The 18,305-nt window shown below is 74.8% G+C and carries 13 protein-coding genes and 1 pseudogene; 6 read left to right on the top strand and 8 right to left on the bottom strand.

Annotated elements, in window-relative coordinates; translation table 11 throughout:
* Positions 1-97: 97 nt before the first annotated feature.
* From ACIP67_RS33575 to ACIP67_RS33555, 5 genes and pseudogenes are all read right to left on the bottom strand, one after another.
* Positions 98-997 (bottom strand): AAA family ATPase, encoded by a 900-nt coding sequence (locus tag ACIP67_RS33575; RefSeq protein WP_401696886.1) that lies wholly within the window; start codon positions 995-997, stop codon positions 98-100.
* Positions 998-1,388: 391 nt separating this feature from the next.
* On the bottom strand, positions 1,389-1,778 hold the full coding sequence (locus tag ACIP67_RS33570) for a hypothetical protein (protein WP_401696950.1): 390 nt from the start codon (positions 1,776-1,778) through the stop codon (positions 1,389-1,391).
* Between the two features lie 427 nt (positions 1,779-2,205).
* Positions 2,206-2,802 (bottom strand): annotated as a pseudogene (locus ACIP67_RS33565) (hypothetical protein); the annotation flags it as partial.
* Positions 2,803-2,871: 69 nt separating this feature from the next.
* Complete coding sequence (locus tag ACIP67_RS33560) at positions 2,872-3,930, bottom strand: hypothetical protein (protein WP_401696883.1); 1,059 nt, start codon at positions 3,928-3,930, stop codon at positions 2,872-2,874.
* A gap of 977 nt (positions 3,931-4,907) precedes the next feature.
* The gene (locus tag ACIP67_RS33555; protein ID WP_401696881.1) at positions 4,908-5,681 is read right to left on the bottom strand and encodes an IclR family transcriptional regulator; all 774 of its coding nucleotides are present in this window, start codon (positions 5,679-5,681) and stop codon (positions 4,908-4,910) included.
* 88 nt (positions 5,682-5,769) lie between these two features.
* Here ACIP67_RS33555 and ACIP67_RS33550 point away from each other — a divergent pair, with 88 nt between their 5' ends.
* From ACIP67_RS33550 to ACIP67_RS33535, 4 genes are all read left to right on the top strand, one after another.
* Positions 5,770-6,939 (top strand): cupin domain-containing protein, encoded by a 1,170-nt coding sequence (locus ACIP67_RS33550; RefSeq protein ID WP_401696878.1) that lies wholly within the window; start codon positions 5,770-5,772, stop codon positions 6,937-6,939.
* Positions 6,936-7,784: a fumarylacetoacetate hydrolase family protein gene (locus ACIP67_RS33545; RefSeq protein ID WP_401696876.1), complete on the top strand. Its 849-nt coding sequence runs from the start codon at positions 6,936-6,938 to the stop codon at positions 7,782-7,784. The genes ACIP67_RS33550 and ACIP67_RS33545 overlap by 4 nt, the downstream gene beginning before the upstream one ends.
* On the top strand, positions 7,784-8,503 hold the full coding sequence (locus tag ACIP67_RS33540) for a maleylpyruvate isomerase family mycothiol-dependent enzyme (RefSeq protein WP_401696873.1): 720 nt from the start codon (positions 7,784-7,786) through the stop codon (positions 8,501-8,503). Before ACIP67_RS33545 ends, ACIP67_RS33540 begins: the two co-directional genes overlap by 1 nt.
* A gap of 464 nt (positions 8,504-8,967) precedes the next feature.
* A complete protein-coding gene (locus tag ACIP67_RS33535) occupies positions 8,968-10,332 on the top strand; it encodes an FAD-dependent oxidoreductase (protein ID WP_401696871.1) in 1,365 nt (454 codons plus the stop codon).
* 112 nt (positions 10,333-10,444) lie between these two features.
* Here ACIP67_RS33535 and ACIP67_RS33530 read toward each other — a convergent pair whose 3' ends face one another.
* The 3 genes from ACIP67_RS33530 to ACIP67_RS33520 all read right to left on the bottom strand — a co-directional run bounded on the left by ACIP67_RS33530 (position 10,445) and on the right by ACIP67_RS33520 (position 15,627).
* Positions 10,445-10,705, bottom strand: a complete 261-nt coding sequence (locus ACIP67_RS33530; protein ID WP_401696869.1) for an STAS domain-containing protein — start codon at positions 10,703-10,705, stop codon at positions 10,445-10,447.
* A 360-nt stretch (positions 10,706-11,065) separates the two neighbouring features.
* Complete coding sequence (locus ACIP67_RS33525; RefSeq protein ID WP_401696867.1) at positions 11,066-11,377, bottom strand: STAS domain-containing protein; 312 nt, start codon at positions 11,375-11,377, stop codon at positions 11,066-11,068.
* Positions 11,377-15,627: a SpoIIE family protein phosphatase gene (locus tag ACIP67_RS33520; RefSeq protein WP_401696865.1), complete on the bottom strand. Its 4,251-nt coding sequence runs from the start codon at positions 15,625-15,627 to the stop codon at positions 11,377-11,379. Before ACIP67_RS33520 ends, ACIP67_RS33525 begins: the two co-directional genes overlap by 1 nt.
* 425 nt (positions 15,628-16,052) lie before the next feature.
* Between ACIP67_RS33520 and ACIP67_RS33515 the strand changes: the two genes are divergently transcribed.
* Positions 16,053-16,421, top strand: a complete 369-nt coding sequence (locus ACIP67_RS33515) for an STAS domain-containing protein (RefSeq protein WP_401696862.1) — start codon at positions 16,053-16,055, stop codon at positions 16,419-16,421.
* 85 nt (positions 16,422-16,506) lie between these two features.
* On the top strand, positions 16,507-18,036 hold the full coding sequence (miaB, locus tag ACIP67_RS33510) for a tRNA (N6-isopentenyl adenosine(37)-C2)-methylthiotransferase MiaB (protein WP_401696861.1): 1,530 nt from the start codon (positions 16,507-16,509) through the stop codon (positions 18,034-18,036).
* Positions 18,037-18,305 lie beyond the last annotated feature (269 nt).

Below are 18,305 nucleotides of genomic sequence, written 5' to 3'. Positions count from 1 at the left end.
CCGGCCCCGGCGGTGAGCAGGATCAGCGCGTCGGCTATCTCCGACCACGAGGCGCCGAACGGCTCCTTCCCGACTCCCTCGCCGCCGCCCTCGCGCGTCACGTCTCTGTCACGCCGTCGAGGCGGTGCCAGACGGCGCGCAGCAGTGCCTCCCAGTCGGCGCCACGGGAGTACGCTCCCGACGCCGCGAGCCAGATCGAGTTGAGCAGCTGGTCCGTGGCCAGTCCGCTCTCCTGCGCGCTGCGCTCCGCGAACAGCCGTACCAGCTCGGCGACCCTGGGGTCCGCGTCCTGGGGGCCGAGATGAGCGGCCACGATGCCGGCCAGCCGGTCCAGCCGCGGCTCCTCCACGTGCAGGTGGAGACACCGGCGCAGGAAGGCGGGCGGGAACTCGCGCTCGCCGTTGCTGGTGATGACGACGAGGGGGAACTCCCGGCACCGCACCCGGCCGTCGCGGATCAGGGCGGTGCGGCCGGGGTCGTCGGACTGGACCTCCACCACCGGCCGGCGGCTGCGCATCCGCGCCAGCTCGGGGACGGTGAACTCGCCCGCCTCGAAGACGTCGAGCAGGTCGTTCGGCAGGTCCATGTCGCTCTTGTCGAATTCGTCCACGAGGAGCACGCGCGGGAGCCGGTACGGCAGCAGCGCGGTGCCCAGCGGGCCGAGCGCGAGGAACGAGCCGATGTCCGTCGTGGGGTCGGCGGTGTCCCCCTCGCCGGGCACCCCGAAGCCGTCCGAGGTGGCGGCGGCGTGGATCCGGCTGACGGCGTCGTACCGGTACAGGGCGGACTTCAGCGTCGTCTTCGAGGTGACCGGCCAGCGCAGCACCCGTCCCAGCCGTAACTCCCGGCTGATGCGGTATGCCAGGGCCGACTTGCCCGTACCGGGCCGGCCCGTCACCAGGAGCGGGCGGCGCAGGATCAGCGCGGCGTTGACCAGGTCGGTCTCCGCGGCGTCGGCCGGTGTGCCCACGGGGCTCGCGCCGAGCCGGCGCCGCACTTCGGCCTCGTCCTCCTGGGGCGGCGGCGGTTCGACGGACCCGGCCGGCCCGGCTCCTTCCGCGTCCCGCTGCGCGGAGGGGGAGGGGAGCCGCCGGTGAACGTCCGCCAGGGCGGCGCCGGGGGCAGCAGGTCGGTCAGCTCGATGTCGTGCAGGGGCAGCTCGGTACCCCAGTAGACCCACCAGGACCGCGGAACACGTGCGGACGAGGCCCCCGTGCCGGTCCCCTCGGATCGTGCCGTGCCGGTCATCGACCGTCCACCCCCTGGTCCGGTCCGGTCAGCGGCTGGGGGTTCTCGATCGGCCTGGTCGGGTCGTCCCACAGGAGGACGGCGTGGTGCCCCGGATGATCGTCGCGGCCGTTCAAGGAACCCCCGTGGGCTTCGATGCGTCATTCTGTCACGGCCTCACGGAGCCCTGAAAGGTTGCGGAGCAAGCCGTATACGGTCTCGTCCGTTTTCTCAACTCCCCTACGCGCCGCGGGGTTACGGGCGTCCCACACCAGTGCGGGTATCCCGCACCGAAGTCCCACGAGTGCTTCCTGCGCCCCATCGGTCGAGCCCTCCGGAGGCTGGGACAGGACGAGGCAGCCGATCGACCGGTCGCCTTTCAGGCGGGCGTCGAGCCCGGAGACGTCCCCGTGCCGGGGGTCCTCCGGCCGACGGCCCCCCACCACGAGCGGCCGGGCCGGTTCGGGCGTGTCCGTGACGGCCGCCCAGCGCTGCCGCCACGCCCGGTGCCACCGCGGGGTGCGGCAGCGCTGCAGACTGCGGACGACCACGCAGTAGCCGACGCTCAGCGAGGACGGCCCGCGGGGTGCGGCAGCGCTGCAGACTGCGGACGACCACGCAGTAGCCGACGCTCAGCGAGGACGGCGGGTCGCTGTCGAGTTCGGTGCGGAAGCGGTGCACCGGCAGGTTCAGGTCCTCCGGCCCGAGCACGAACTCGACGTGGAGGCGGTTGGCGTCCCGCGCCCAGTCCTCGTCGGCCTCGAACACCAGCCGCTCGACCACCCGCTCCACCTCGGCCAGCGCCACCTCCACACTGCCCTCCTGCCGGGGACGCCAGGAGGTCGGTTCGTCGGGGTCGTAGTGCCGCCACGAGGTGAGCTGGTAGCGGCCCGGCTCCTCGCGTCGCAGCAGCCGGATGACCAGGTAGGCGTTGCCGGGTTCGGGGGTGTGGGCGTAGGCCACCTGCTGCCGGAGGCTGCGCAGCTCGGTCAGCAGCGACAGGGCGTGGGCCCGTGCGTCGTTCCAGGCCCGCAGGGCGATGCCGCGCTCGTAGGGGGCCTCGGCCGCCACGTACTCGACGAAGGCGAGGGTGGGCGGCAGCCCGTCGGGGCGGGCGTTGAACCGGCTGAGGCTCTCGAAGGCGCTCCAGGCGTCGCCGTACGGGGGGACGGGACGCAGGTCGGCGACGGCCCTGCGGCACAGCGCGGGCAGGTTGGGCAGGGCGAAGCCGTCCAGGAGCGGCCGGAGGGTGAGGACGTCGTCGGGCGGGAGGACGGGGTCGGCCAGCAGGCTGTCGGTGAGCGCCCGCACTTCCTCGACGTCCTCGTTGAGGGCCGACAGCGCCTCCGGCAGGGCCCGCATGGTGCGCGGGTTCTCCAGGCAGACGGCTGCCAGGTCGAGGAGGAAGTACTGGGTCACGTCGTACTCCCGCACGGCGGGCGGAGTGCCGTGTTCCTTGGCCATGAGCCGCAGGCACAGGGCCCGCGAGCCGCGCTCCTGCAGTCCGCCGCACTTGCCCAGGGCGTCCGCGAACTCCTTCACGAGTCCGAGACCGCCGCCCCCGTAGGCAGTCATCCCTCACTCCTTCGAGCGTCATGTGAAGACCGGGTCCGCGCGCGGGGAAGGGTCCGGCGCCACCCGGTGTCAGACGAGCCGGTGCTCGTCCAGGTAGTGGCGTACCTGCCGCACGGCGGGTGTGTCGGGCCACAGCGCCTCGAGCGCGTCCAGCAGCGACTGCCACCCGTCCAGATCCTCACAGGTCCGCACCAGGGACACCGCCTCCAGGCGGGAATTCTGCTGGCGGCTCGTCATGACGCCTATGCGCGGAAGCTGGTCGAGGAGCATCTGCCAGGACGCCGGAGAGTCGATGCCGGGCACGCCCAGCAGCAGCGTGGCCAGCTCACCCGTCTGACGGGCGGTCAGCCCCTGCGGCGGGGTGGTGGTGACGCGCGCCTCGGTCAGGGCGAGCAGCTCGAAGGCGAACGCGGCGGCGTGCCGGGCGGCCACCGGCTGCCAGTGGGCGTCGTGCCCCTCGTCCTTGTCGCCCAGGAGATCGGAGACGCCCCGCACGACCAGTGCCTGCACCCGGGGGTTGATCCGGGCCGCGGTGAGCAGGCCGAGCCCCTCCATCTCGACGGCCAGCGCGTCGCCCGTCACCTCGCGCAGCAGCCGGCCGGACGTCGACCCGGCGTCGGCGACCACCTTCGCGCCCGCGGCCAGCGCCCCGACGTACGCCGCCGGAGGCCGCGGGGGAGACGGCCGGATACGGCGCCGCCACCGGCCGTCGGCCGCGACCAGGCGCGCCCTCTGCACCAGCGCGAACGACGACGGCCAGGACTTGATCCGGGGCCGGAAGCCGTCGGCCTCGTCCCTGCCGCTCTCGTAGCCGTAGACCGTGTCGGCGGCCACCACGTCCCCCAGCCGGACGTCCTTGCGGCCGCCCGCGACCCCCACGAACAGCAGGACGGCGGGGCGCAGTCGGGCGACCGCGCGCTCGGCCAGCGCCGCGGCCAGCTCGTTCCCGGCGCCGCCCAGTTGCACGGCGACCCTGAGACGGCCCCGCTCCCCGTGGAAGTGCCCCACCTCGTACGCGGCGCCGTCGGCGCTCCGTCTGCTCCGGCCGGGTTCGAGATGCCCGACGACGGCCCGGTACTCCGGCTCGACGGCGGTCAGCACGAACGCGTCGACGTTGTCGGCATCCACAGACAGTCCCCCCGTCGCCGGCCGTTCCCCCCGGCCGCCTCGCCACCGACCGTCGCCGTGCCCGATCGGGACCTCCATGGTGAGGATGCGGAGGGCCAGGGGAACAGGGCGGGGCGAGCCGGGGTGCCGGGCTGTGGTCTTGGCCCGGGGTGCCGGGCTGTGGTCTTGGCCCGGGGTGCCGGGCTGTGGTCTTGGCCCGGGGTGCTGGCCTGTGGTGCTGGCCCCGGGGTGCTGGCCTGCGGTCCTGGCCCGGGTGCCGGCCTGCGGTCCTGGCCCGGGTGCCGGCCTGTGGTCCTGGCCCGGGTGCCGGCCTGTGGTCCTGGCCCGGGTGCCGGCCTGTGGTCCTGGCCCGGGTGCCGGCCTGCGGCCCCGGCCCTGGGGCACCGGCCCGCAGCCCCGGCCCTGGGGCACCGCCCCGCAGCCCCGGCCCCGGGGTGCGCCGCCGGTGCCGGCACTTCCACGGCGGCCCTCACCCACACCGCGCCGGGCCCGCCGCCCCGGGACGGCCGACGGCCGCCGGCCAGGTCCGCAGGCCGCAGGTCCTCGCGGCCACCACGCCGGAGCCGTCGGATCCGGGACGCGGGAGGCCCGTGCGGGCACGGGAGCGCCGAGCCGGCGCCGCGGGACCGGCGGGCGGGCCGCCGCAGGACCGGACGGTTCGTCTGCCACGCGTGAACCGGCGTACGGGCTGGTGCGCGCGCCGGGCGTACGAGCTGATGCACCGGTCGGCCGGGCGACCCGTGCGGGCCGCCGCCGCAGGGCGGGAGCGGTCCGCCCCCGCCCGCACCGTCGTACGGGCCGTGCGCGCCGGCGTCGGCGTCGGCTGGGCGCACTGCGGGACGACCGCTGACTCCAGGACGTCGTCGGCGGCCATCCCGCACCGCCGTACGGGCCGTAGGACGGCGCCCTCTGGGGGACCGTCCCTGGCGGTGCGGGGTGCCGGGCGATCGGCCGCCCGTCTGTGCGGTCCGTTCGGGTCAGTTCGCGGGCAGGTCGGTCTCGATGCCGCGGGCGGCCGCGTTCAGGGTCGCGACCAGGGACTGGAGCCGGCCCGGGGCGTAGCGCACGCCCGGCATCGACACCGACACCCCCGCCAGGGCGACCCCGTCCGTGCCGCGCACCGGTACGCCGACGGCCACCAGACCCCGTTCGGAGCGGTCCTGGTTCACCACGAACCCGCCGCGGCGCGCCCGCTCCAGGTCCGTGGCGAGCGCCGCGAGGTCGGGCCGCTCGCCGGGCCGGTCGTGGTAGCGCTCGACGGCGTACACCTCCCGGAGCTCGTCCTCGGTCAGCTCCGCGAGCAGCAGTAGCCCGGCGGTCGTGCGGTGCGCGGGGAAGACCATGCCCTCGCGGGACCCCACGCGCAGCGCCTGCGCGCACTCCACGCTGGCGATGAACCGGGCGGTGTCCCCGGTGCGGATCGTCAGGTTGGCGGTCTCCTCCAGCAGGCCGACCAGCCGGTGCAGGTGCGGCAGGGCGACCGCGCGCAGCCGGGACACCTGCGACTGCGAGTGCGCGGCCAGCTCCAGGACGGGACCCGCGCGGTAGACCCGCTTCTCGTCCTGCACGGCGAAGTCCCGGTACACGAGCATCGCCAGCAGCCGGTGCGCGGTCGACCGGGCCACCCCGAGGCGCTCGGCGACCTGCGACACGGTCAGTCCGCCCTCCAGCTGGAGCATCGCCGCGGCCCGCAGGGCGTGGTCGACGCTGCTGATGGCGTACGGCGGCGGGTTCTTCAGCGGCTTGTCCAACGCGGCCTCCCGGTTCCGCTCGCCCCCACTCGGTTCTGTCCTCCAGAATCTACATGTCTTCCAGGTGAACGCGGCGCACGCTGGGCCCGTGACCGACACCTCCCTCGCACCCGACATCGCCACGGGCTCCCCCGTCCGCCTGGAAGCCGTCCCGGCGCCGGGCCAGCCCGAGGTCACCCCGGCACTGGAAGACCTGTACCGGGGCTTCGAACAGGAACTCCTCGTCCCGCTGTGGACCGAGATCGGCGACCTGATGCCCGCCCACCCGCGCTCGCGGGCCGTGCCGCACCTGTGGCGCTGGGAGCAGCTGCGCGCGCTCGCCGCCCAGGCCGGCGAGCTGGTCCCGGTGGGCCGGGGCGGTGAGCGCCGCGCCATCGCCCTGGCCAACCCGTCGCTCGGCGGCCGGCCCTTCGCCACCCCGACCCTCTGGGCCGCCATCCAGTACCTGATGCCCGGCGAGGACGCGCCCGAGCACCGGCACACCCAGCACGCCTTCCGCTTCGTCGTCGAGGGCGAGGGCGTGTGGACGGTCGTCGGCGGCGACCCGGTCGCCATGCGGCGCGGCGACTTCCTGCCGCAGGCGGGCTGGAACTGGCACGCCCACCACAACGCCACCGCCGAGCCCATGGCGTGGATCGACGGCCTGGACATCCCCTTCCAGTGCGCCACCGAGGCCCAGTTCTTCGAGTTCGGCCGCGACGAGATCAGCGACGCCGAGCGCACCACCCCCGACCGGTCGCGCGCCGAGCGCCTGTGGGGCCACCCCGGCCTGCGCCCCGTTGCCGCGGGCGAGCCCACCCCCGGCTCACCGCTGCTCGCGTACCGCTGGGAGCACACCGACCGCGCCCTGGCCGACCAGCTCGCCCTGGAGGCCGAGGGCTTCGGCGGCACCGTAGAACACGGTCACGCCGCCGTCCGGTTCACCGACCCGGCGACCGGCGCCGACGTGCTCCCCACGATCCGCGCCGAGATGCACCGCGTCGCCCGCGGCACCGAGACCGCCCCGGCGAAGGAGACCGGCTCCTCGGTCTACCAGGTGTTCGACGGCTCCGGCACGGTCACCGTCGGCGACACCTCCTGGTCCGTCACCCGGGGCGACCTGTTCGTCGTGCCGTCCTGGCAGCCGTTCTCGGTCCGCTCCGAGGCGGGCGCCACCGACTCCGACTCCGGAGCACTGGACCTGTTCCGCTTCAGCGACTCCCCGATCCTCGAAGCGCTGCGCCTCGACCGCACCCATGTGGAAGGAACCACCCGATGAAGCTCGCGACCATCCGTACCGAAGGCACCACCCGGGCCGTCCGGCTCGACGGTGACGTCCTGGTCGACCTCGGGGTCCCCGACGTGGGCGCACTGCTGGCCGAGGACGGCTGGGCCGAGCGCGCCGCCGCCGTCACCGCCGGGGCCGCCACCACATACGCCGTCGCGGACGCCGACTTCGCGCCGGTCGTGCCGGCCCCCTCCAAGGTGGTGTGCGTCGGTCTCAACTACCGCAACCACATCCAGGAGATGGGCCGCGACCTGCCCGAGCACCCCACCCTGTTCGCCAAGTTCGCCGACTGCCTGATCGGCGCGGGCGACGACATCCTGCGCCCCGACGAGACGGAGGAGTTCGACTGGGAGGTCGAGCTCGCGGTCGTCGTCGGCAAGCGGGTGCGCCGCGCCCGGGGCGCCGAGGCCGAGGCGGCCATCGCCGGCTTCACCGTCCTGAACGACATCACCTGCCGCGACTGGCAGTTCCGCACCCGTGAGTGGCTCCAGGGCAAGATGTGGGACTCCTCCACCCCGGTCGGCCCCTACCTGGTCACCCCGGACGACCTGCCCGGCGGCGTCCGCCCCGCCCTCGACGTCACGCTGACCGTCGACGGTGAGGTCATGCAGTCCGACAACACCGGCGACCTGCTCTTCGACCCGGTCGCGCTGGTCGAGTACGTGTCGACGGTCATCCGCCTGAACCCCGGCGACGTCATCGCCACCGGCACCCCCGGCGGCGTCGGCCACGCCCGCAGGCCCTCGCGCTACCTGCTCGGCGGCGAGACCGTCGTCACCGAGGTCGAGGGCATCGGCCGCCTGGAGAACAAGGTCGTCAAGGAGAGTGCGGTCTGATGGGCCGCCCGGCCCGCACCTTCGACGACGCCCGCGCCTGGGAACGCCTCGGCACCGAGCTGTTCCTCGGCGCCGCCGGCCTGGACGACGCCGCGATCGCCGAGGCCGGCGCGCTGCCCGGCTGGAGCCGGGGCAACGTGATCGCCCACGTCGCCGCCAACGCCGACGCCCTCGGCAACCTGGTCCACTGGGCCGCCACCGGCGAGCCGACCCCGATGTACGCCTCACCCGACGAGCGCGCCGCCGGGATCGAGAAGGGCTCCGTCCTCCCGGCCGCCGAGCTGACCGAGTGGCTGCGCCGCTCCGCCGGCGAGCTGGCCGCGTCCACCGCCGCCCTCGACGACGAGCAGTGGGACAACGAGGTCGTCACCGTCCAGGGCCGCACCGTCCCCGCGACCGAGCTGCCCTGGATGCGCTCGCGCGAGGTGTGCGTCCACGCGGTCGACCTCGGCACCGGCCTCTCCTTCGCCGACCTGCCGGACGGCTTCCTCGCCGCCCTCTGCGACGACGTCGTCGGCAAGCGTTCCCGGAACACCGCCGGGCCCGCCCTGCGGCTGGACGCCACCGACACCGCGGACAGCTGGGACCTGCCCGGCGAGGGCACCCCGACCGTGCTGGCCGGACCCCTGTTCCAGGTCACGGCCTACCTCACCGGACGGGCCCACGCCCTGACCACCGCCGCCGGCGCGCCCGCGCCGGAGATCGGCCCCTGGCTCTGACCCGCCGCGTCCGGACCGGCTCCCCGCCGGCCCGGTACGCCAGGGCCGACTCCCGCGCGGGCTCCGCCATCGCCCGCGCGGGCCGGCCGGCGAACTCCCGACGGACCGCCGGCCGGCGATCTCCCGACGGACCGCCGGCCGGCGATCTCCCGTCGGACCGCCGGCCTGCGATCTGCTGACGGGCCGCCGGCCGGCGGCCCGGAACCCACCTGCCCACCCACGGCCGGCCACCGGAGGAACGGCCGTCCGTTCACCCACCGCCGGCCCTCCCCGGGGGCACCGGCCCCCGCCCGGCGACAGCCCGCCGCGCCGTGCCGCGCCCGCGCACCGGCGCCGGCCCCCGCGCCGTCGTACGCCTCCCCGCTCCGACTGCCCCGCCCTTCGACGCGCCCGCCGCCCGACGGGCACCGCCGAGTCGACGGCAACGCCGCCGATGACCCATGCGACTCGATCGAGGAAAGACGATGAAACCTGCCACCCCTTCCACCGGCGACCAGCCCGACGTCCTCATCATCGGCGGCGGCATCGGCGGTCTCAGCTCCGCGTTCGCCCTCGCCCGACAGGGGCTGCGCGTGCGTGTCCTCGAACGGGCCAAGGAGTTCGGCGAGGTCGGCGCCGGCATCCAGATCGCCCCCAACTGCACCCGCATCCTCCACGAGTACGGCCTGCTCGACGAGGCCAAGGACCTCGGGGTGCTCCCCGAGAACATGGTCATGCGCGACGCCGTCGACGCCCGCGAGCTGACCCGCCTCGACCTGCGCGACCTGGAACGCCGCTACGGCTTCCCGTACATGGTCATCCACCGCAGCGACCTGCACGGCATCTTCCTGCGCGCCTGCCGCCGGGCCGGTGTCGAGCTGGTCACCGACAAGACGGTCACCGGCTACGAGCACACCGAGGGCGGCGCCCTGGTCCGGCTGGAGGACGGCACCAGTGAGTCCGCCCCGCTGGTCGTCGCCGCCGACGGCCTGCACTCCGTCGCCCGCCGGCAGCTCGTCGGCGACGACGTCGTCAGCTCCGACTACGTCGCCTACCGCGCCGCCGTCCCCATCGAGAAGGTGCGCGACAACGGCATCGCCGAGAAGGACGTCACCGTCTACGTCGGCCCCCGCTGCCACTTCGTGCAGTACGCCCTGCGCGGCGGCGACATGTTCAACCAGGTCGCCGTGTTCGAGTCGCCGAAGGCGCTGGCCGGCCGGGACGACTGGGGCACACCGGATGAGCTGGACGCCGCGTTCGCCCCCACCTGCGACACCGTGCGCAAGGGCATCCCGCTGATGTGGCGCGACCGCTGGTGGCAGATGCTGGACCGCAACCCCGTCGCGACCTGGGTGCACGGCCGGATCGCGCTGCTCGGCGACGCCGCCCACCCGCCGCTCCAGTACATGGCCCAGGGCGCGATCATGGCCATCGAGGACGGCTGGGTGCTCGCCCGGCACGTCGCCCGGCTGCGCGCGGAGTCCGGCGCCGGGGCCGCCGCCGTGCCCGACTGGGACGCCGCCCTCGCCGCCTACGAGGCGGTCCGCGTCGAGCACTGCCGCCGCGTGGTGGAGACCGCCCGCGCCTGGGGCGAGCTGTGGCACCTCGACGGCACCGAGCGCCTCCAGCGCAACGCGATCATGGCGGAGCGCGACACCTACGACTACGGCTTCACGGACTGGGTGTACGGCCCGACCGCCCTCACCCCCGACGAGGAGCCGGCCATGTTCACGCCCATCCCGCTGGCCTCCGCCGACCTCCGCACGGCGACCGGGGCCGCCTCCGCCGACCTCGGCGCGGGGGCCGGGACCGCGTCCGCCGCCGGACCGGTCGCCGGAGGCGCCCGATGAGCGACGCCTTCGTCCGGCGGCTGGAGGTGACGTCGCCGGGCTGACCCGCGCGGGGACGGCCGCCGCACCGACGGCGCCCACCACCGCCGACCGCCCCGGCGCGGCCGCGCCGTCAGGAGGTTCCGCCCCCGCCGTCCGCACCGCCGGGTGAACCGTCGGTGCCGCGCCCTGACGGCGCGTCGGCCACCGTGGCGTGGACCGGCAGGATCAAGGAGAGACCGGTCGTGGTGATCCTGCGCTCCAGACGGTTGGGCACCGCGGCCAGGACGAGCGAGCCGCCCGCCCCCTCGGCCGCGTGCCACAGCCCGATGAGCGTGCTGAGACCGGTGGAGTCCAAGAAGTCGACCTGCGCCAGGTCCAGGACGAGGTGCACGGTGCCCCGTTCGTGGAGGGCCAGGGCGTGCGAGCGCAGCGTCGAGGCCCGTGTGCGGGTCGACGTCTCCGGTGACGGAGAGGACGGGCGCGGCCTTCGTCGAGGTGCTGGGCGGTCACCTGGAGGGTGTCGGTCACGACCTCCAGGACGGCGTCCCGGCGGAACGCGCCGATGGCGCCCGGGATCGTCGGCATGCACATCACTCCCGGCCGGGATGTGTGGGTGCCGCGGTGGTGTGGGCGGTGGCGGCGCACCGTCGCGGTCCGGGCGTGCTCGTCCCGGGCGCCCGGCACGGGCCGCGGGAGCCGTTCGGCCCGTCCGGCGCGCCGGCGGCCGCGCCGGACCGTGCCCGTGCCCCGGTCACCGCGGCGGCGCGTCGTCCGGGTCCGGGCCTCGGACGGTGGTCAGCGCGGCGAGACCCGAGACGCTCAGGACGGGCTCCAGCAGCGGGGCGACGACGAGCACCAGGCGGTCCGCGTGCGCGAAGAGCACGCTCAGCCCGGCGCTGTCCAGGTACTCCACCGCAGTCAGGTCCAGGACGAGGGGGCCGGAGGTCGCGTCGAGGGCGTCGGCCAGGGAACCGATGTTGCTCATGTCGATCTCCCCGGCGGCCACGAGCCGGGCGGTGCCGTCCGGGTTCCGGCCGGGAGTGAGGATCAGAGGGGTGGTCATCAGGCGATCCGCATCTGCATGTCGACGGTGGTGCCGGACGGGCCGGGCGTGATGGTGACGTGCTGCATCATGGCGCGCATCAGGGAGACACCACGGCCGCGGTGGGGGTTGAGCTCGGGCCGCGGGGTCTTCCACCGGCCGCTGTCGGCGACCGTCAGGCGCAGGTCGTCGACGCAGGCCTCGGCGCGCAGGCGCACCGCCTCCCCCGGGGAGTGCCGGTGGCCGTGCTCGATGGCGTTGGCACACGCCTCCCCGGCGGCGACGAGCACGTTCTGCACGGTGCTCGGCGGCAGGCCGCACTGGGCGAGCCAGCCGCGCAACGCCTTGCGGACCGGCGCGAGCTGCGACGACTCGGCCGGGAAGGTCATCTCCAGCGGCGACGGGTGACGGTAGAGCAGCAGGGCCACGTCGTCGTCGTAGCCCCCGGCCGGTGCGAGCTGTGCCATCACCTGCGTGGCGAGTTCGTCGACGGGCACGTTGCGGCCCTGCTGCACCGCCTGGCCGGCCAGGTCGATGCCGACGCTGAGCGAGCGCCGGCGGCGCTCGACGAGCCCGTCGGTGTACAGCAGCAGCGTGGCCCGCGCCGGCAGCGTGCACTCGCCCTCCGGACGCGGCCGGCCCGGACGTACCGCGAGGGGGAGGGAACGCCCGTCGTCCAGGAGCCGGATCGTGCCGTCGGGGTGGGTGAGGATGCCCGGCGGGTGCCCCGCGCTGGAGTAGGTCAGCAGCCCGGTCTCGGGGGAGAGCACACCGCAGAAGACGGTGGTGCACATCGCGCCCGTGATGCCCGCGGCGAACTGGTCGAGGGCCATCAGCGTCCGGGAGGGGCTGGAGTACTGGAGCACGAGGGCACGGCAGGCGCTGCGCAGCTGGCCCATGACGGTCGCCGCCTCCAGACCGCGCCCGACGCAGTCGCCGACGACGATGCCGATCCGTCCGTCCGGCAGCGTGACGGTGTCGTACCAGTCGCCGCCCACCTCCAGGGGCGGAGTCGCGGGCTCGTAGCGGACCGCGAAGCCGTCGGGGAGCCGGGACGGCCCGAGGATGGCGCGCTGCAGGGCGATCGCGGTCTCCCGCTGCTGGTCGATCTGGTGCGCCCGCACCAGCCCCTGCGCGAGCCGGCCGGCCAGCAGCGACAGCAGCAGGTGGTCCTCACGGGTGAAGGGCCGGTGTTCGCCCAGGTCGACCCAGAGGGCCAGCGGGCCGTCGGGGTGTTCCAGCAGGACGCCGGCCCCGGTGCCCTCGGCGACGGGGGTGAGCGGGGTCCGGTCGCGCAGACCGGCCAGCGCCTCCCGCCGCGCGGCCGGCAGGTCCTCCCACCGCGGCGGCGGGTCCGTCGCCGTCAGCGCCGGCACGGCCCCCTTGCCGAAGACCGCGGCCACGACACCCCTGGCCCGCCACAGCCCCTTCAGCTCCTCCAAAGCACCCGACAGCGCCTGCGGCAGGCTCGACGCCAGGGACAGGGAGGTGCTCAGCGCGGCCAGCGCCGTCTCGCGCTGGACGGCGTAGTGCTCGGCGGTGACGTCGCGGAAGGTGCCGACGGTGACGCCGCGCCCGGAGTCGGGGTCATCGACCCGGGCGAAGGTGACCGTCACCCACAGCCGGTGGCCGTCGCGGTGGCTGACCGGGACGGTGCAGGAGCCCCGGGCGCGTTCCAGCAGTCCGGCGAACGCCTCCCGGGTCCGCCGGTGCGCCTCGGGATCGGCGGCGGCGTCCGGCCACCACGGGTGGACCGGCGGGTACGGCAGGCCCTCCGGGCCGTAGCCGAGGATGTCGGCGAACGCGCTGTTGATCTCCACGACGGCCCCGGCCTCGTCGCAGACGAAGAACGCCTCCTGGAGGGAGTCGACGAGCGCGGTGCGCCAACGGGCGTGATGGGTGCGCAGCCGCGCCAGTTCGACGTTGGCCCGCACCCGGGCGAGGAGCTCCGCGGCGGCGAACGGCTTGACCAGGTAGTCGTCCGCGCCCGCCCGCAGGCCCTCGATCGACGCCTCCTGCCCGGCCCGGGCCGACAGCAGCAGCACGGGCACGGAGGCCGTGCGCGGATCGGCGCGCAGCCTGCCCACCAGCCCCAGGCCGTCCAGAACCGGCATCATCACATCGCTGACGACGAGATCGGGGGCGTCGCGGCGGACGGACCGGAACGCCTCGAGACCGTCGGTGACGGTGGTGACGTCGTAGCCCGCCCCGGTGAGCATCCGCGTCAGGTACTCGCGCATGTCCGCGTTGTCGTCGGCGACGAGCACCCGGGCCCGGCCCCCCGGCCCCGCGGCCCGCGGCGCGCCGGCCCTTCCCCCGGCCTCCGCCGTGGCGCCGCCGGCCGGCCCGCCGGAGTGAGCGCCGGAGCCGTGGCCGGGCAGCCAGCGCAGCGCCTCCAGTACGTATGGAGCGGCGGTACCGGACTCGGTGGCACCGGCCTCGGTGGCACCGGAGCCGGCGGTGCCGGAGCCGACGGTCCCGGAGTCGACGGCACCGCCCGTCTCCGGCACCACCGACTCGGCCGGCAGATGGGCGCTGCCGAACGGCAGCCGGATGGTGAAGCGGGTGCCCGCGCCCTCGGTGCTCTCGGCGGTGATGGTGCCGCCGTGCAGACCCACCAGCTCCTGCACCAGGGCCAGCCCGATGCCACTGCCCTCGTCGGAACGCGAGCGGGCGTTCTCGATGCGGTGGAACCGCTCGAACAGCCGGGGCATCTCCGCCTCCGGCACCCCCGTGCCGCTGTCGGCCACGGTGACCACGGCCTGCGCGCCCTCACCCCGCACACCGACCCGTATCCCGCCGTCGAAGGTGAACTTCAGGGCGTTGCTGAGCAGATTGAGGACCACCTTCTCCCACATGCCGCGGTCGAGGTACACCGGCTCGGCCGGCGACCGGCAGTCGACGTCGTAGTCCAGCCCGGCCTTCTCGACCGCCGAGCGGAAGACGCTGGCCAGCTCGGCCGTCACCTCGGCCAGGTCGACCGGCTCGTACCGGGCCTGCATCCGGCCGGCCTCTATGCGGGAGAAGTCCAGCAGCGTGTTGACCAGCTTGCCCAGCCGCAGCCCGTTGCGGTGGACGACGTCGAGTTCCTGCCGCACCGGCCCGTCGGCCGCGTCGGCCAGCCGGCCGCGCAGCTCCTCGACCGGCCCCATGATCAGCGTGAGCGGGGTGCGGAACTCGTGGCTGATGTTGGAGAAGAACGCGGTCTTCGCCCGGTCCAGCTCGGCCAGTTCCTCCGCCCGTCGCTGCTGCGCCTCGTAGCTGCGGGCGCTGCCGATGCCGGACGCGATGTGACCGGCGGTCAGCTCGACGAAGCTGCGGTAGCCCGCGTCCAGTTCGCGGTAGCGGTTGAGCGCCGCCACCAGGAAGCCGTAGGGCGTGCCGCCCTGCTGGATCAGCGGCACCACGAGCGCCTGGACGGGCGGTTCGGGCCAGTCGCCGCGGGGCAGGCCGGCGAACGCGTCACCGGCGAGCGGCACGAGTCTCGTCCCGCTCTCGGCCAGGGCCGCGACCGGCCACACCGTGTCCGGGGCGTCGTCGGCGAGGACCGCCGGCGCGGCCGGGTGGCCGGCCGGGACACCGGCCGCACCGGCGAGCCGGGCGGACCCCTCCTCGTCGAACAGATAGGTCAGGGTGAAGGGCAGGTCCTGCCGGTTGCGGGCCAGTTGCCGGTCGACGAAGGCCAGCACCTCCTGCTCGGTGCGGATGACGCTCGGGTCGGACCCCAGGTCGCGCAGGGTGGCCATCCGCCGCTCGCCGATCACCCGTTCGGTGTCCTCGCTGACCACGCACAGCATGCCGACCACGTCACCGGCGTCGTCCCGCAGCGGACTGTAGGAGAACGTGTGGTAGGTCTCCTCGGGGTAGCCGGACCGCTCCAGGAACAGCAGCAGGCCCTCGTCCCAGGTGGCCTCGCCGGTGTCGAGCACCGAGTCGATGCGCGGGCCGATGTCGTCCCAGATCTCCGCCCACACCTCGTTCGCCGGACGTCCCAGCGCCCACGGGTACTTGCTGCCCAGCGTGTCGCGCCGGTAGGCGGCGTTGCAGAAGAACGTCAGCCGCTCGCCCCAGGCCATCCACATCGGGAACCGGGAGGAGAGCAGGATGCTCACCGCGGTCCGCAGGCTCTGCTGCCACCCGGCGGGCGGGCCGAGCGGAGTCGCCGCCCAGTCCACCCGGGCGAGGTCCTCGCCGACCTCCCGGTCGGCCGCGAACACATCGCCTCCGGCCGCCGTCGGCGGCCTGGGCCCAGCGTCGTCCGAACGTGCCACGCGACACCCTCCCGTCCTGCCGGTCCACCCCCGGCACCCTCGCCGTACCGACCGCGCGGGGACGCCGACCGCGCCCGCCCCGGCCGGCCCGCGACGGACCGCCGCACCGCCGCACCGCCGCGTCCTGCCCCTGACGGAGAGCCACCCCGCCCCTCCGCCCGGCCGACGGCTCCTCGCTCCGGCCCGGGCCCGCACCGTCACCGTGGCCTCGGACGTCGTGCTGCCGGAGATCTCGGCGAGGCTCTGTGCGGGCTGTTGACGACCGATAGAGTATTCCAGCCGGTCGGGGAACCCGGTGCGCGTCAAGGGGGGACGACCGATCCGCAGGGAACCAGGGACATGTGCTCCCCGGACCGTGCGCCGCCCCCCGGCCACCGGACCCGCCCCCCGGCGTACCCCATCGCAGCGGCCGGGCAGGAGACAGGGTGACCGAGGAAGAGGGCCCGCTGGCCGTGGAGATCACTCCGCGGCCCGACCCCGCGGGTCCGGTGGTGCTGCGCGTCACCGGTGATCTGGACCACTACACCGGCCCCGGCCTGCGCCGGGCCGTGGACGAGGCGCTGCGGAACCCGGGCGCGGGCGTCGTCGCCGATCTGTCGGGACTGGACTACTGCGACTCCACCGGACTGACCGAGATCATCAGGGCCTTCCACCGCGCCGAGGCGGCGGGCACGTCCTTCTCGGTCGCGGCGCTGACCCCCGCCCTGGACCGGCTCTTCCGCATCGCGGGACTCGACGAGCTGTTCCCCCTGCACCCGGCCGTCCAGGACGCCGTCGACGCCCTGAGCGGCTGAACGGCCGGCCGGACGCGGAAGAGGGCCCCGCACGGGTCCACGGCCGGGCAGCGGGCCCGCTCCCCGGAACGCCTACCCTTGAGCCATGACCAGCAGCAGCGACCGGAGCCCGGCAGTGGACGTTCCCGCACCCAAGAGCTACGAGATCCGCACCTACGGGTGCCAGATGAACGTCCACGACTCCGAGCGGTTGTCCGGACTGCTGGAGGAGGCCGGCTACGTCCGCGCCCCCGAGGGGTCGGACGGCGACGCGGACGTCGTCGTCTTCAACACCTGCGCCGTCCGCGAGAACGCCGACAACCGGCTGTACGGCAACCTCGGCCGGCTGGCGCCGAAGAAGGCGGGCCGGCCGGGCATGCAGATCGCGGTCGGCGGCTGCCTCGCGCAGAAGGACCGCGACACCATCGTGAAGAAGGCGCCCTGGGTGGACGTCGTCTTCGGCACCCACAACATCGGCAAGCTGCCGGTCCTGCTGGAACGCGCGCGCGTGCAGGAGGAGGCGCAGGTCGAGATCGCCGAGTCGCTGGAGGCGTTCCCGTCGACCCTGCCGACCCGCCGCGAGAGCGCGTACGCCGCCTGGGTCTCGATCTCCGTCGGCTGCAACAACACCTGTACCTTCTGCATCGTGCCGGCGCTGCGCGGCAAGGAGAAGGACCGCCGCCCCGGCGACGTCCTCGCCGAGGTCGAGGCCCTGGTCGCCGAGGGCGTCTCCGAGATCACCCTCCTCGGCCAGAACGTCAACGCGTACGGCTCCGACATCGGCGACCGCGAGGCCTTCAGCAAGCTGCTGCGCGCCTGCGGGAGCATCGACGGCCTGGAGCGCGTCCGCTTCACCTCCCCGCACCCGCGCGACTTCACCGACGACGTGATCGCCGCCATGGCCGAGACGCCCAACGTGATGCCGCAGCTGCACATGCCGCTCCAGTCCGGCTCGGACACCGTCCTGAAGGCGATGCGCCGCTCCTACCGCCAGGAGCGCTACCTCGGGATCATCGAGAAGGTCCGCGCCGCCATCCCGCACGCGGCGATCACCACCGACATCATCGTGGGCTTCCCCGGCGAGACCGAGGAGGACTTCGAGCAGACCCTGCACGTCGTGCGCGAGGCCCGCTTCTCGCAGGCGTTCACCTTCCAGTACTCCAAGCGTCCCGGCACCCCCGCCGCGACCATGGACGACCAGATCCCCAAGGCGGTCGTCCAGGCGCGCTACGAGCGGCTCGTCGCCCTCCAGGAGGAGATCTCCTGGGAGGAGAACAAGAAGCAGGTCGGCCGCACCCTGGAGCTGATGGTCGCCGAGGGCGAGGGCCGCAAGGACGGCGCCACCCACCGCCTCTCCGGGCGGGCCCCCGACAACCGGCTGGTCCACTTCACCAAGCCGGACCAGGAGGTGCGCCCCGGCGACGTGGTCACCGTCGAGGTCACCTACGCCGCCCCGCACCACCTCCTCGCCGAGGGCACCGTCCTCGGCGTGCGCCGCACCCGCGCGGGGGACGCCTGGGAGAAGCGCACCGCGGAGAAGGCGGCCAAGCCGGCGGGCGTCATGCTCGGCCTGCCCCGGATCGGCGCCCCGGCCCCGCTCCCGGTGGCCACCGGCAGCGGCTGCGGCTGCGACTGACGGGGCGCGCCCGCCCGGGGCACGTCGACGGCCCGCCCACCACGGCGCCCGACCGCCGCGCCGGCCGCTCGGGCGACGGGGGCGCCCGCCGTCCGCAGGCGCCGACGGACGTGCCGGCTGACAGGCTGACGGGCCGACGGATCGGGTGGCCGGGCGGGACGGCGGATCGGGTGGCCGGGGGCGTCGGCGGACGTGCCGGTTGACGGACCGGTGGCCGGGCGGGACGGCGGACGCGATGCCGGAGGCGCCGACGGACGTGCGGCCGGACG

The sequence above is a fragment of the Streptomyces sp. NPDC088812 genome (genome assembly GCF_044750285.1).
GTDB lineage: Bacteria > Actinomycetota > Actinomycetes > Streptomycetales > Streptomycetaceae > Streptomyces.
This window is presented reverse-complemented; position numbering and strand designations above follow the sequence as displayed.